Source organism: Streptomyces sp. NPDC023838 (assembly GCF_040639555.1).
Lineage (GTDB): Bacteria > Actinomycetota > Actinomycetes > Streptomycetales > Streptomycetaceae > Streptomyces.
Genome location: NZ_JBFAAD010000043.1, coordinates 19912 through 34453 on the forward strand (window position 1 = coordinate 19912; position 14542 = coordinate 34453).

A 14542-nucleotide genomic window follows, 5' to 3' on the forward strand; every position below is an offset into this window, starting at 1 on the left:
CGCACGTCCATGCCCTGGGCTTCCGCCGCCCCCTGGGTCAGCCCCGCAGCGTCGTGACGCGGAGCTGGGGGTCGGAGGCTATCTCCGCCTCCGTGAACCGTTCCGCGACCCAGCGCTTGTGCGAGAAGAGGACGGTCTGGTCGGTGTAGTGGGGTGATTCGGGGTTGGCCGACTGGCCGTAGGTGAGGATCGTACGGGTACGGGGACCGCGGGACGTCAGCTCCGTGGCCATGATGAAACTGGAGCCCGACGCGTAGCCCTCGGGGGAACTGGGGCGTGTGGCGCCGCCGGTGCCCGACGTGGGTGACGCGTTCACGACGTTGAAGCAGCCCTCGGCGCCGGAGCAGCCGGGCAGCGGGATCCCCGCCCAGCGCTGCACACTGCCGATCGGCGCGTCCAGCGGCACCTGGTCGGCGGCCAGCTCGCGCACGGCGTCGGCCAGCGCGCGCCGCACCTGCGGTTCGTCGCCGTTGAGCCCGCGCGGGGTGGTGAGCGGCTGAGCCGGGTCGTACGGAACGCGCCACCAGGGGTGCGGGCCGCCCACCCGGATGCGAAACGCCTTCCACAGGGCGGCGCCACGGCTGTCGGGGTCGTCGCGGGTGTCCCAGACCGCGAGGACGTCACAGGCGGCGCGCACATCCACCTCGGTGCCGTCGGTGGCGGTCAGGACCGGGTGCGCGCGGCACATCGCGACCGCGTCGTCGCGCCCCAGCTCCGCGGTGTAGTTGCGGTCACCGAGCATGCTCGCCTGCAACGTGGGCAAGGTGAAGCCCGGTATGCCGAGGCCGTCGGTGCCGGCGCGCCGGTCCGCGATCATCTGGAGCCCCAGCTGGGCACGCGGCCCGAGCGGCGCTCCGGAGTGGTACATCCGCGGGTAACCGGTGAGCGGCGCCGCCGGGTTGGTCAGGGCCGAGTCGTTGTTGGAGTTGGCCACATAGTCGGTACGGGTCAGCCGGGGCTGGTGGCCGGGGCCGAAGATGCCCGGCACGACCGCGTCGGGGTCGCTGCCCCAGTCGCAGGACGAGGTCGAACCGTCGAGCACACCCGGCAGATCGTGGTCCTCCCCCGGCAGGGCACACCGCTTGAGCCGGTCGTCGGAGACGTGGGGCACGGCGGAGGAGTCGTTGAAGTACGCGGTGCCGGTGGAGTCGGTGGCGAGCGTGTATGTCCAGGGGATGCCCTGGTAGGTCTGGTGCGCCTGCTGGAGCTGGGCGACGGACTGCGCCCTGCCGATCGCGAGCCACTCGTTCGTCGAGCGCAGGTTGTCGGCGTTGGCGTCCCTCAGCGCGTACGCCTCGGTGCGCGTCCAGCCGTCGGCCAGGACCGGCCCGAATCGGGAGGTGTAGAGCGTGCTGGTGACGGTGGAGAGCTTGCCGTCGGCGCCGCGGACTGTGACCGGTACAGCCCGGCGGGTCATCCGTACCGCCTTGCCGTCGACGAGGTAGCTGGTCGGGTCGCCGGGGGTGGTGGTGAGGCGGTAGAGCGAGGCGTGGTCGGCGTAGCTCGTGGTGTGTGTCCAGGCCAGGGTGCGGGTGTGACCGATCTCGACGAGCGGCGTGCCGTAGATGCTCGCGCCCGCGACGTCGATGACGCCGGGGATCGTCAACTGCACCTGGTAGAAACGGTCGCCGCCGATCCATCCCAGGTGGGGGTTGGCCAGCAGCATGCCGTCTCGGCCCCGGGTCACATCGCGGCCGAGCGCCCAGCCGTTGCTGCCGAGGTCGTCTCGGCGGGGGCTCGAACTCGGGGACGGAGCCGCCGAAGCCGAAGCCGATGGTGAGGCTGAGTCCGGGGCGCTGGGACCGGCGCCGCGTGTCGGCGCCGCCGCACGCAGCGGTTTCGAGGCTCTGCCCGTGGTCGGCGGGGTCGCGGTGGCGATGGCTTGTCTGAGCGCCGCCGCGCCGGAAGCGCCATTGAGGTCGTAGACGAGGTTCCAGATGTCCATGGCGCTGATCGGGCCGACCCAGGGTTTGCCCTTGCACGTCGGGTCCGGCAGGTGAGCGGCGCCGGTGTCGCGCAGATACCTGTTGTACCCGGCGGCGTACCCCTCGACCATCCGGCGCAGCTCGGAGGTCGGGCCGAGCGGCGCCGGGCGGTCGAGCAGTCGCCGGACCGTACCGGCCTGCCGCAGTCCCTGCTGGTAGGTGTCGCTCGCCAGGTTGGAGGTACCGTCGGCGGTCGTCTCCGTCGGGCCCAGATACCTGGAGCGCTCTCCCCGCAACGTCAGTACCTGGTCGGCGAGTTGGCACAGGTTGTCCTGCGCGAACGCGTACCCGTATCCGTACCCCAGACCGCCGTAGTCGTGGGCCAGGACGTGGGGAACCCCGTACTCGGTGCGGCGGATCTGCGAGGTGTAGCCGTGGTCGCCCACGTGTTTGCCGTCCGGCGCCGCCGCGGCGGACGCTGACGCCGGTAACAGCGCGGCGGCGCCGGAGGCCAGGCAGAGAGCGGCCACAACGGCCCCCAGTCTCCGCATATGTCGGGTCTTTTGGCGCACCATCGGGTGATGTCGGTAGCTCAGCATGTCCCCAAGAGTGCCGGAAGCGCGGCCCTCACCACATCAACCCCTCGACCGAACTTCGCACTTGGCGCTGGACCCCTGGATGTACACCCTGGGGTGGAGCGGGCGGCGCTGACCTGCGGTCGACGGCTGATCGTCACACGCAGGCGTGGTCCAGCAGACCGGCCCAGGTCCGGGGCCCGACCAGCCCGTCGACCTCGCGGCCGCGGTAGCCGCACAGGTACTGGAAGCTCTTCACCGACTTGGTCGTCCCGCTGCCGAAGATGCCGTCGACGCGGGTGCTGATGCCCTGGTCGGTGAGCTTCTGCTGGAGGAACCTGACGCAGGTCCCCCGGTCGCCCTGGGAGAGGAACGGCCTGTTCTGCGCGCACCCGGCGGCGCTCGGCGCCCGGGTGGTGGCGGACGTGGCGGCGTCGGCCGGGGCCAGCATGCCCGCGCCGCCCAGGACTCCCGCGCTGACGAGCGCGACGACGAGGATCCGTACCTGTCTCATGGGGCCTCCCGTGGATGGGGGCGACCGCGTCCGGCGCGACGCGTGTCGCCGTACTCGGGCGGCGTGCCGGTTCGCCGCCGCCGGAACGCCACCCTAGGGAGCGCGGTCGCCGCCCGGCGTCACACAGCGGGTTGAGATACGTCCTGCAACCAGAGCGGTAGGTGGCCCGGCTCTCCACCTGGCGCGGCAGCGGCAAGCGGTCTGCGGCAGGCGGCGTCACCCCGCGGCGGCGGTGCCGAGTCTCAGAGCCGGTCGTCCGTCTTCCCGCGCCGTCGCAGCCCGAGGCGGACCGCGCCGAAGAGGACCTTGGCGATCACGCCCACCACGATGAGATCCGCGAGCATCTGCACAGTGGTCAGCACGCGGCTGGTGCCGGTGGTGGGCACGAGGTCGCCGAAGCCGACGGTCGCGAACACCGTGACCGTGAAGTACAGCGCGTCGGTCCGGCTCAGCGGTTCGGAGAACGACGACGGGCGGTTGTGGGCGAGCAGGAAGTACGCCATGGAGAACAGCACGAGAAAGAGCGGCAGCGCGGTGGCCAGTGCCTCGATCGCCTTCAGTCGCGGATACTCCGCATGGGTGATGGCGGCGATCTGCCAGGCGGTGAGACAGCCGAAGAGCACCAGCCCCAGGACGAGCAGCACGGCGGTGCCGACGCCGACTCCTCGGTCCAGCGGGGCCCGGTAGTACAGCGCCGTCAGCAGCACCACAGAGGCCGTCGAGCGCAGCAGATGACCGGCGACGGCACGGCGACGGCGCCGGTTGCCCGGGCCTGCGCGTTCCATGGGCCGCTCCGGTGTGCGCGCTGCTGTCGGGCGTCGGTGGGCCCGGGGGCCGGTCCGCCCTCGACTTCAGGGAAGACGAGGTGAGCCGGTCCCGCCACCGGACACGGGAGGGACACCGCTGCGCCCCCTCCCGGATACGGCCGCCTCAAGCCGCCTCAGGGGGACGCCGGGGTCGGCCCCTCGATGTGTTCGCTGATCCACTGCATACTGCTCGCGTCCATCCCCTTCACATACGTCACGGCGTTGTGCCGCCCGCCCTGGATGACTTCCAGATGGGTGTGGATGGGGCCCTTGTTCCCGTACGTGGCGATGTACTTGTTCACCTTGGGGATGACGGACGACTCCTTCGTGCCGTACTGGAAGGCGAGGTAAACGTCCAGCCCCTTGGCGGCGATCAGCCGCTTGGAGAGCACCTCGGGGTTGTTCTCCGCCTTCTCCTTGGGGTGGCCGTTCCACAAGGGAGAGTCCGGGACGATGTCGGGGCCGGAGGCGATGACGGCCTTGAACTTGTCGGGGTGCTTGAGGACGGCCTTGAGGCCGGCGAAGCCGCCGGAGGAGGAGCCCATGAACGCCCAGCCGTCGCGCGACTTGATCGTGCGGAAGTTCTGCCGCATGAGGTCGGGCACGTCCTCGGTCAGCCAGGTGCCCATCTTGGGCTGGCCGGGGATGTCACTGCCGTCCCAGTAGAGCCCGCCGTCGTCCGGCTTGGGGTTCAGCACCGGCATGGCCAGCAGGAACGGTTTGCCTTTGCCTTCCTCGGCCCACTTGGAGATGGACGACTCCAGCTTGAGGTTGTTGTCCATCCAGTAGTTGTTGGGGAAGCCGGGGCCGCCAGGGAGCGCGATCAGTACGGGGAAGCCGCTCTTCTCGTACTTCGGGTCCTCGTACTGCTTCGGCGCCCAGACCCACACCTTGCCCGTGAAGCCGGACTTCTTGCCGGTGATCTTCACGACGCCGACATGCGTCCCGTCACCCAGCGTGCTGGAGATCTTGAAGTCGGCGGCCGGCCCGGTCGGCATCAGGGTCTTGGAGTCCACGGGCTTCTGCTGGGCGCCGCCGCCCTTGTTGTCGATCTTGCCGTACGAGATGGGGTCGCCCTTGTCCGTGAACGGCGGTATCTCGAAGTAGCTCATGACCGGCCAGGCGATCGCCCCGACCAGACCCACGCAGACCACGGCGAGAAGCCATCGCCGGGCCTTGGAGGCGCGACGGTGGCCCCGGGACTGATAGGTCTCGGCCCCGTTCCTGGTCTTGGTGGACGCTTGCGGCATCAGTGACTCCGGCTTGCTTCGGCCCCTCGGGGCACGACGGTCGTGTTCCGCCTCCGGGGATAGACAAAGCAGATACAAGGGTTCCAAATTTGCCGAATCGTGATCAACGCTTGACGCGGAGCGGACCGGCGCGGACGGGAACCGGAAGGGGAACGGACACACAAGATCACCGCGCTCGGTGGCCGGATCGCCGCCGGTCACTATTCCGGAGGAGATTGTCAGTGGCCGCCCCTACGCTGGTTCTCACTTCGTGATCGATGAGGGGGGACCTCGCGATCGCTCATTTCCCTGTGCACGCGAGGTGATGCGTCATGACTTCTACCGCCCTGACCGACGGCACCCCGCCGGACGTCAACAGCTTCCAGGTCGACCTGCGGGGCCTGGTCGACCTGCTCTCCCACCATCTCTACTCCAGCCCTCGAGTCTACGTCCGCGAGCTCCTGCAGAACGCGGTGGACGCGGTCACCGCCCGCCGCGCCCACGACCCCGGCGCGCGGATCCACATCCGCCTCTCGGCCGTGGACGGCCGGGTCGCCATCGAGGACAGCGGCATCGGCCTGACCGCCGACGAGGTGCACACCCTGCTCGCGACGATCGGCCGCAGCTCCAAGCGCGGCGGGGAGCACGGCCTGGAGTCGGCCCGCCGGGAGTTCCTCGGCCAGTTCGGCATCGGCCTGCTCGCCTGCTTCGTGGTCGCCCGCCAGATCCGCGTGGTCACCCGCTCGGCCCGCACCCCCGACGCCGCCCCGGTGGAGTGGCTCGCCTCCGACGACGGGTCGTACACGGTCCGCGCCCTGCCCGACGAGGCCAGGCCCGAGCCCGGCACCACGGTCCACCTGGAGCCGCGCCCGGGCGCCGAGGAGTGGACCGCCGCCGCGCGCGTGGAGGAGCTGGCTCGCGACTTCGGCTCGCTGCTGCCGTACGACATCACGTTCGCGGGGGACGACGGCGCCGAGCGCCCGGTCACCGACCGGCCCCCCGTGTGGGAGCGGGAGTACGCCACCCCGGCCGCCCGCCGGGTCGCGCTCTCCGGCCACTGCGCGCGCCTGTTCGGGTTCACGCCGCTGGACTCGATCGACCTGGACCTGCCGGTCGCCGGGGTGCGCGGCGTCGCCTACGTACTGCCGGAGCCGACCAGCCCGGCGCACCGGGCCGGGCACCGCGCCTACCTCAAGGGGATGCTGCTCACCGACCACGCGGACAACCTGCTGCCCGAGTGGGCGTTCTTCGTGCGCGCGGTGGTGGACACCGACACTCTGCGCCCCACCGCCTCGCGGGAGAACCTGTACGACGACGAGACGCTCGCCGCCGTCCGCGACGCCCTCGGCGCGCGCGTGCGGCAGTGGCTGGCGGAGCTCGCCGCGGGCGACCCGCAGCGCCTCGCCGCGTTCCTGAGCGTCCACCACCTCGGGGTGAAGTCGCTGGCCCGGCATGACGCCGAGCTGTTCGCGCTGATGCTGCCGTGGCTGCCGTTCGAGACCAACGACGGGCAGCGGAGTCTGGACGAGTTCGCGGCCGCCCACTCGGAGATCCACTTCACCCGGACCGTCGAGGAGTTCCGCCAGATCGCCCCGATCGCGGCGGCGCACGGCCTGGGCGTGGTCAACGCGGGCTACACGTACGACGCCGATCTGCTCGCCCTGCTGCCCGGGATCCGGCCCGGTCTGAAGGTCACGGAGCTGGACGCGGGCGCGGTCACCGACCGGCTCGATCCGGTGCCCACCACGGCCGAGCTCTCGCTCGCCGCGTTCCTGTCGACCGCCCGCACCCGCCTGGATCCGTACGGATGCGACGTGGTGCTGCGTGCCTTCCAGCCGGTGGCCGTGCCGGCGCTCTTCCTCGACGACCGCCAGGCGCGGCACGAGCGGGACCGGGCCGCCGCGCAGGAGAACGCCGACTCGCTGTGGAACGACATCCTCGGCGCGCTGCGCGGCTCCGCCCCGCGCGCGCGTCTGGTGCTCAACCACAACAACCCGCTGATCCGCCGGATCGCCGCGCTGCCCGACGCCGACCTGACCGGCACGGCGGTCGAATCGCTCTACGGCCAGGCCCTGTTGATGTCGCAGCGCCCGCTGCGCCCGGCCGACTCCACCCTGCTCAACCGCGCCTTCCTCGGCCTCCTCGAATGGGCCACCCACGCCGCGCAGGGCACGCACCCCCAGGAGGACCAGAAGTGACCGTCCTGACCCCCGACGAGATCCGCCAGGGCCTCGCGGACAACGCCCGCGCTCCCTACGGCGCGGCGCGCAACGCGCGCGCGGAGACGCTGGCCGCCGCGGCCGAGTCCAGCGGCGACCGCGACCTGTTCCGCCAGACGCTGGACCAGCTGATCGACGCGTACGAGTGGAGCGCCGAGCGCACCAAGATGGTGGTGCCCTTCGCGCGCCTGCTCCAGGAGTACGACCGCGACCCCACCGCCTTCCCCGGCTACGAGGTGCACGGCCTGTTCTGGCGCTTCAAGTGGGTGGCCGGGCGGATCGTCGAGTCCCCGGAGATCCCGCTCGCCGCCGTGGAGCGCTGGCTCACGGACATGGAGCGCCGCTACCGGCTGGCCGGATACAGCGAACGGGCCGTGCGCCAGGCCGAGTTCCACCTCGCCGACGCGACCGGTGACGAGGCCCGGATGGACCGGGCCGCGGCGGCCTGGACGGCGGCCGCGCGCGACCGGATGAGCGACTGCCACGCGTGCGAGATCAACACCCAGGGCTGGTACTGGGCGCGCAAAGGCGAGGACGCCAAGGCGATCGAGGTCTGGGAGCCGGTGCTCGCCGGCGGCAAGTCCTGCATGGAGGAGCCGCACCGGGTCCTGGCGCACTCCCTGCTCCCCCTGGTGCGCCTCGGCCGCCTCGACGAGGCCCGCTCCCACCACCTTCGCGGCTACCGGATGGCGCGCGGCAACGACAGCCTGCTGCGCTCGGTCGGCAAGCACATCGAGTTCTGCGCGCTCACCGGCAACGAGTCGCGCGGCCTCGAGATCCTCGCCGAGCACGCCACCCACCTGGGCCCGCTCACCGACGTCGAGTCGCAGATGGAGTTCGCGGGCGGCGTCCTGGTCCTGCTGCGCCGCCTGGCCGACCTCGGCCACGGCGACCGCCCCGCCGTCCCCTACCAGGGCGCTCCCCAGACGGTGAACGAGCTGTACGAGCGGTTGTCCGCCGACGCGACCTCCATCGCGGCCCGCTTCGACGCCCGCAACGGCACGCCGCACGTGTCGGAGCGGCTGGCCGAGCGGGTCGGGCGCCAGCCCCTGGTCGACGTGCTGCCGCTCGGTGTGCGCAGTGCGGCGCTGCCCGCCGCCACGGCACCCGTGGGTGTACGGCAGCCCGGCACGGCGAGCCCGGTCACGGCCGCCACCGCCGCCCTGGACTTCGCGGCGCTGGTCGAGCACGCGCGTACCGCCCGGCAGCAGGGTCGCCCCTCGGCCGACGCCCTGTGGGCGCGGGTCGGTGAACTCGCCGATGCGGGCGAGGAGTTGCCCGACGCGGCCGTCGCCGCCGACCTGCTGGAGTTCCGCGCGAGGACGGCGGCGCGGGCGGGGGCCGACCAGGCCCGCGGCCTGTACGCGGAGGCGGCCGACGCCCACCGGGCGGCCGGAGAGCAGGCCCGCGCGGCGTACGCGCTGCTCGGCGTCGCGGGCACCGCCGCCCGGGCCGGAGGGGAGGCCGGAGAGATACGGCACCTGCTCGCCGTGGCCGCCGATGCGGCGCGGGCGCTGGACGAGGCCGATCCGGCCCGCGCCCGTCGGATCGCCGCGGCCGAACTGACCACCCTCCAGATCGAGTCGTACCTGCGCGGACGCGAGATCCCCGAGGAGGACGGGCAGCCGGTCGACCCCGCCCTGACGGCCGCGCTGGAGGACTTCGTCACCGCGCACGGCACCGACGTACGGCCGGACGTGGCGGACGTGCTCGCCGAGGCCGAACTGGTGCTGGCCCGCATCGCCCTGACGGTTGGTGACCTGGGCCGGGCCGAGCCGCTGCTCACCTCCGCGGCACACCACTGCCTTGTCGCCGAGCGCCCCTGGGAAGCGGCCGAGCCGCTCTCGCTGCGGGCGCGGGTGCTGGCCGCGCGGGACGACAGAGAGGGCGCCGAAGCCGTCGCCCGGACCGCGCTCGGGCACGCCGCGGAGCTGACGGACCCCGAGGAGCAGGCCGCCGTACGGCTGACGCTGGCCGAGATCCTGCTGCGGCGGCCCGGCGGCGCCGACGAGGCGGCCGCGCACGCGCTGGACGCGGCGCACTGGCTCGACCAGGCGGGGCTCACCGCGACCGGCGGCGCCCGGGCACGCCTGCTGCTGGCCCGCGCCTACGCCGAGGCGGAGCGCACCGCCGAAGCGGCCGAGGTCCTCCAGTCCGCGCTGCCCGATCTGCTGGAGCACGGCGAGGAGGAGGCGGTGGGGGCCCGGCGGATGCTCGGCGGGCTGCTGCGCGGGCTCCACGACCAGCGCGCGGCGGCCGAGCAGTATCTGCTGGCCGCCGAGACCGCGAAGGGCTGGGACAACCCCCGGCCGCAGGCGAGCCTGGCCCACTCGGCCGCGGAGGCGCTCTCGGCGGCCGGGCTGCGCGAGGAGTCGCGGCAGGCGTACGGACGGGCGCTGGAGCTGTGGCGGCGGGCGGGCGACAACCCGGTCGGGGAGGTCCGGGTGCTGCGCTCGCTGGCATGGCTGATGGTGGAGAGCGGGGCGGGCGACGAGGAGTACGGGCAGGCGCGTGCCCTGATGGAGCAGGCGCTGGCCGTGCTCGAAGGCGCCGAGGAGCCCGAACTGCGCTACGAGCGGGCGCAGACCTGGCAGCAGCTCGCCGCCCTCCTTGAGGACTCGTTGAACGAGGACGAGTACGAGGAGGAGGACGACGAGGACGAGGCTGCGGATGAGGAGGTGGGTCGGGCGGGTGAGACAGCCGTACGGTCCGAGACAGTGGCGCTCCTCGACCGAGCGGCCGCCGGCTACGGCGCGCTCGGTGAGGGCGCGCTGCGGGAGTGGTTCCAGTGCGCCGTGCGAGCCGCCTGGACCGAGCACGCGCTGGGTCGGCCGCAGGACGGCATATCCCGGATGACCGCCCTCATCGCCGACCTGGGCGAGCTGAAGGGCGCCGAGGCGGCCGAGTTGGCCGGTCAGGCCGAACAGGTCCGCAAGCGGCTCGGCTGACCGCCGGGGCCGGCGACGCGGGGCGGTCACCACCGCGCCGCCGGGGTCCGGGGCATCCCACAGGCGCTGCGAGAGTGCCGGGACGTTCGGGGGTTCCCGGCGGGGCTGCGCCCGGTGGCCCTGGAAGCAGCGGTGGTTCGCGCCGCCGTAGATGACCTGGTCACCCCGCCGAGTGGACGGCGCCGGGCGCCCAGGTTCCGTCGCCCGGCTCACCGGGGTCGCCGGGGTCGGTCGTCGTCTTGAGGTGGCAGCCTTGGACGGTGGGGCAGCTGTGGCGCGCGCGTCGAACGAGCGGTTCAGCCGGGAGGGTTGATGCCGTCGAGGCGCGCTTCGACGCGTCGGGCGTCCGGGACCTGGAGGGTGCGGGTGAGCTCCAGCGCGCGGGTCAGATGCTCGATGGCCTCGTCCGTCCGGTCCAGGTCGTTCAAGGCTTCGCCAAGACCTTCGAGGGCCCGGGCCTCCTCATACGGCGAACTGACCTCACGGGCCAGTTCGAGGGCCCGCCGGTGGGAGTCGAGGGCCTCGGCCGGGGCCGCGTCCGCCCGCTGGACCGCGCCGAGGGTGTTGAGCGCCTCAGCCTCGCCGCCGAGATCCCCGATCTCACGACACAGCTCCACGCTCGCGGTGGCGTTCTCCAGGGCGTACGTGTACGAGCCGCTCAGGACCCGGACCTGGGCCAGATACATCAGCACATAGGCCTGCCCCATGCGGCTGTTGAGGGAGCGGCAGGTGTCGAGCGCCTCCTGGAGGTCCTTCTCCCCCTCTGTCGGGCGGCCGAGGCGCTGCTTGATCCTGCCCCGGTGCGCGAGTGCGTTGGCCGCGCCCAGACGGGCGCCGAGGGACTGGTAGAGGCGCAGCGCCTGACCGACGCTCTCCAGCGCCTCTTCGTACGCCCCGGTCAGGCGCAGCACGTCACCGAGGTCGCTCAGGACGTTCGCCTCGCCCAGGTCGTTGCCCAGGTCACGGAAGAGCACCAGGGCCCGGCGGTGGCAGGAGACGGCCTCCCCGTACGCGCCGGTCGACTTGCGTACGTCCCCGAGCGCGGTGAGCGCGTTGGCCTGGCCGAGGCGGTTGTCCAGGGCGCGGTGCAGTTCGAGCGCGCGGCCCATGCTGTCGGCCGCCTCCGCGAACCGGCCGGTGAGCTGCTGGACGTGGCCCAGCTCGATGAGGACCTGTGCCTGGCCGCGCGCGTCCCGGGTCTGCCCGAACAGGCGCAGGCAGTGGAGCAGTGAGCTCTGGGCCTCCTCGTAGCGTCCGGTGCGGCGCAGGACGGAGGAGAGGCCGTGGAGCGCGATGGCCTCGCGGCCCGGGTCCCGCAGCCCGCGGAAGATGTCGAGGGCGGCCAGCAGATTGGCCTCGGACCGCGCGTACTCGGCCTGGAGCGCCTCGATGACCGCGGTGTTGCGCAGCGCGACGGCGCGGCCGAGCGCGTCGCCGGTCAGCAGAGCCGCGCCGAGAGCCGTCCGGTGCAGTGCGAGGGCGTCGCCCCAGTAGCCGTGGGTGCGCATGAACTCCGCCATGGCGGCGGGGAGTTGAACGGCGTGCTCACCGTGTCCGTGGCGGGCCGCGTGGGCGACTGCCGCGCTCAGGTTGGCGTGTTCGGCCCGCATCCAGGCGAGCGCGCGCCCCTCGTCCGCGACCGGCGGCAGGGCCCGTGGGGCGGGAGCGCTCGGAGTGAGAGCCGGGGTGTCGAAACGGGCGAAGGAACGGCTGGCGCCGAGGGCGGCGTGCAGGTAGTAGTCGAGCTGGCGCGCCACGGCCCGCACCCCGTCCGAGCAGCGCCGGGCGTCGTGGTCGGCTTCGTGGTCGGCTTCGTGGTCGGCCTGGTGGACAGCGTCAGCGTCGGCATCGGCATCGGTGAGCGCGCGTGCGTAGTCGCGCACCAAATCGTGCATCCGGTAGCGGCCGCGCGACGGTTCCTCGACGAGATGGTGGTCCTCCAGCTCCTCCAGGAGGCGACGGGCCGTCGGCAGGTCCGTGCCGTGGAGCGCGGCGACCGCGTACGCGTCGAAGTCGAGCCCCGGCTGCCGCCCGAGCCGGCAGAAGAGCAATTGCTGGTCCGGGGAGAGGGCGCGGTAGGAGAGCTCGAAGGCGGCCCGTACCGACACGTTCTCGGAGCTGAGCGCCGCCAGGCGGCCGCTCGCGGCGGCCAGGTCGGCGATCACGTCCTCGGCGCTCCACGCGCGGTGGTGGCGCAGCCGTGCGGCGGTGAGGTGCAGGGCCAGCGGCAGGTGGCCGCAGAGGCGGGCGAGTTCGGCGCAGCCGGGGTCCTCGACCGTCAGGTCCGCGCGCCCCGCCTTGGCCACCAGGAGCCGGACCGCCCGGTCCTCGGGGAGTACGTCCAGGGTGACCGGCACCGCGTCCTCGAGCGCGACCAGCCGTCGCCTGCTGGTGACCAGGACCAGGGACCCCGGCGCCCCGGGCAGCAGTGGCTCCACCTGGTCGCTGCCGCGGGCGTCGTCGAGGAGGACGAGGTAGCGGCCGCCCGCGAGTTTGCCGCGCCACAGTCCGGCGCGCGCGGACAGGTCCGCCGGGATGCGCTGGGGGTCGGTCCCCAGGGCGAGCAGCAGGCTGGTCAGCGCGGTGCCGAGGTCGACGGGCGGCGTCCCGTGCGTGTGCGCGTGCAGGGACAGGAACAGACTGCCGTCGGGGAAGTCGGGCGCGAGGCGGTGGGCGACGTGGACGGCGAACGCGGTCTTGCCGACTCCCGGCATGCCGTCGACGGCATGGATCCCGACCACACCCCCGGCGGACCCGGCGCGTACCGCCGAGACCAGCGCCTCGACTTCGCGCTCACGGCCCGTGAAGGCGGTGACGTCGCGGGGCAGCGAGGTCGGTACGGCGGCGGGGTCCACGTCCGGGGGCGGGGGCGGGGCCTGGGCCAAGGCGGGGGCCGGGGCTGGGGCCTGGGCTTGGCCCAGGGCCCTGGTCGAGGCTTGGCCCAGGGCCCTGGTCGAGGCTTGGCCCAGGGCCCTGGTCGAGGCTTGGCCCAGGGCCCTGGTCAAAGCTTGAGCCTGGCCCGTGGCCTCAGCCGGAGCCGAGCCCGAAACCGGGCCCATGGCCCGGTCCTGAGCGGGGGCTTGGGCCTGAGCCGGGACCTGGAGCTGGGCCCGGCCCTGGGCTGGGGCTTGAACCTGGGCCTGAGCCGGGGCCGCCGCCCGCGCATGGTCCTTGGCGGGCGGACCGCCGTCGTCCGTCAGGATGGCCTGGTAGACCGCAGCCGCCTCCACCCCCGGCTCGACGCCCAGCTCGTCGATCAGTGTGCGGCGCAGCCGGTGGTAGGCGGCCAGGGCCTCGGCCCGTCGGCCGGCGCGGTGCAGCGCCCGCATGAGCTGTACGGGGAAGGCCTCCCGCAGCGGGAACTCGGCGACCAGACGCGCCAGTTCGGGCAGCAGTCCGTCGTACCGGCCGCGCCGCAGCTCCGCGTCGCACCGCCACTCCAGGGCCTGTATCCGGGACTCCTGCCACTGCTCCAGCCGGGCGTGCTCCTCCTCGGCGAGCGCCGGGAACTCGTCGAGCGGGTTGCCTCGCCACAGTGCCAGCGCGGCGTCCGCCTCCCGTACGACCGTGTCCCAGTCCTCCTCCAGGCGCGCGGCCCGCGCCGCGTCGAGACGCTCGGCGAAGACACGGGTGTCCAGTTCGCCGTCCTCGGCGTCGAGCTGCATGCCTCCGGGGACCGCCCGGATCCGGGTCCCCTCGCCCAGCGAACGACGCAGCCGCAGCAGGTGGTTGTGGAGTGAGGCGCGGGCGCTGGCCGGCGGGTGCTCGCCCCACAGCGCCGTCTCCAGGCGGGCCAGCGGCACCGCGCGGCCGGGCGCGAGCAGCAGCGCGGTCAGCAGGGCACGGCCCTTGGGCGACGCGGGTGTCCGCTCGGCCCCGTGGTCGTCACGGACGGACAGCGGACCGAGCAGCCCGAACTTCACGTGTTCTCCCGCGCGCTCCGGGCCTGGCCGGGCCCCCGTGGCGAGCATCGTAGCGCGCCACCTGCGCTGAACATGCCAGTAGCCTTTCGCGCCGCCACGCTGAACAGGCTGGAGACGCCCGAAGCCCTTCGCGCGCCCACGCCGGACACACTGGACACGCCAGCCCCCTTCCGCCCCGCCTCGCCACGCCGGACCCGCTGGCCCCGCTGGGCACGCCTGACCCGCCGGACACGCCGGACCCGCCAGAAACCCTTCGCGCCGCCCCCACCCCCGTCAGAAGTTCTTCGCGCCCGCCCCTCGTCAGGAACCGCGGGCCAAGGAGTGCACCGGGGGGGCACGGGCGGGGTCGGCACCCTCCGTGGGCCGCGCCGCCCGGGTCCGGATCCCCGACGGCGCCCACGGA

Annotated in this window: 7 protein-coding genes and 1 pseudogene; 2 read left to right on the plus strand and 6 right to left on the minus strand. The window is 73.2% G+C overall.

What is annotated here, in order from left to right; translation table 11 throughout:
- Positions 1-37 precede the first annotated feature (37 nt).
- From AB0G17_RS33160 to AB0G17_RS33175, 4 genes are all read right to left on the minus strand, one after another.
- The gene (locus tag AB0G17_RS33160) at positions 38-2455 is read right to left on the minus strand and encodes a penicillin acylase family protein (RefSeq protein ID WP_361390672.1); all 2418 of its coding nucleotides are present in this window, start codon (positions 2453-2455) and stop codon (positions 38-40) included.
- 202 nt (positions 2456-2657) lie between these two features.
- A complete protein-coding gene (locus AB0G17_RS33165) occupies positions 2658-3014 on the minus strand; it encodes a peptidoglycan-binding protein (protein ID WP_361390674.1) in 357 nt (118 codons plus the stop codon).
- 242 nt (positions 3015-3256) lie between these two features.
- Positions 3257-3799 (minus strand): potassium channel family protein, encoded by a 543-nt coding sequence (locus tag AB0G17_RS33170; RefSeq protein ID WP_361390676.1) that lies wholly within the window; start codon positions 3797-3799, stop codon positions 3257-3259.
- A gap of 155 nt (positions 3800-3954) precedes the next feature.
- A complete protein-coding gene (locus AB0G17_RS33175; RefSeq protein WP_361390678.1) occupies positions 3955-5070 on the minus strand; it encodes an alpha/beta hydrolase-fold protein in 1116 nt (371 codons plus the stop codon).
- Between the two features lie 311 nt (positions 5071-5381).
- Here AB0G17_RS33175 and AB0G17_RS33180 point away from each other — a divergent pair, with 311 nt between their 5' ends.
- Entirely contained in the window at positions 5382-7247 is a 1866-nt protein-coding gene (locus tag AB0G17_RS33180; RefSeq protein ID WP_361390680.1) for an HSP90 family protein, read from the plus strand.
- Positions 7244-10216 (plus strand): tetratricopeptide repeat protein, encoded by a 2973-nt coding sequence (locus AB0G17_RS33185; RefSeq protein ID WP_361390682.1) that lies wholly within the window; start codon positions 7244-7246, stop codon positions 10214-10216. The genes AB0G17_RS33180 and AB0G17_RS33185 overlap by 4 nt, the downstream gene beginning before the upstream one ends.
- A 60-nt stretch (positions 10217-10276) precedes the next feature.
- On the opposite strand, the pseudogene AB0G17_RS33190 reads toward AB0G17_RS33185, so the two are convergent.
- Positions 10277-10460, minus strand: a pseudogene (locus AB0G17_RS33190) (carbohydrate-binding protein); the annotation flags it as partial.
- A 52-nt stretch (positions 10461-10512) separates the two neighbouring features.
- Positions 10513-14139, minus strand: coding sequence for a tetratricopeptide repeat protein (locus tag AB0G17_RS33195; protein ID WP_361390684.1), 3627 nt, complete (start codon positions 14137-14139; stop codon positions 10513-10515).
- Positions 14140-14542: the final 403 nt, after the last annotated feature.

Bases quoted from the DNA above. Each gene is read 5' to 3' on its own strand.
- AB0G17_RS33180 (WP_361390680.1), top strand. From the start codon at position 5,382: ATGACTTCTACCGCCCTGACCGACGGCACCCCGCCGGACGTCAACAGC.
- AB0G17_RS33165 (WP_361390674.1), bottom strand. From the start codon at position 3,014: ATGAGACAGGTACGGATCCTCGTCGTCGCGCTCGTCAGCGCGGGAGTC.
- AB0G17_RS33170 (WP_361390676.1), bottom strand. From the start codon at position 3,799: ATGGAACGCGCAGGCCCGGGCAACCGGCGCCGTCGCCGTGCCGTCGCC.
- AB0G17_RS33175 (WP_361390678.1), bottom strand. From the start codon at position 5,070: ATGCCGCAAGCGTCCACCAAGACCAGGAACGGGGCCGAGACCTATCAG.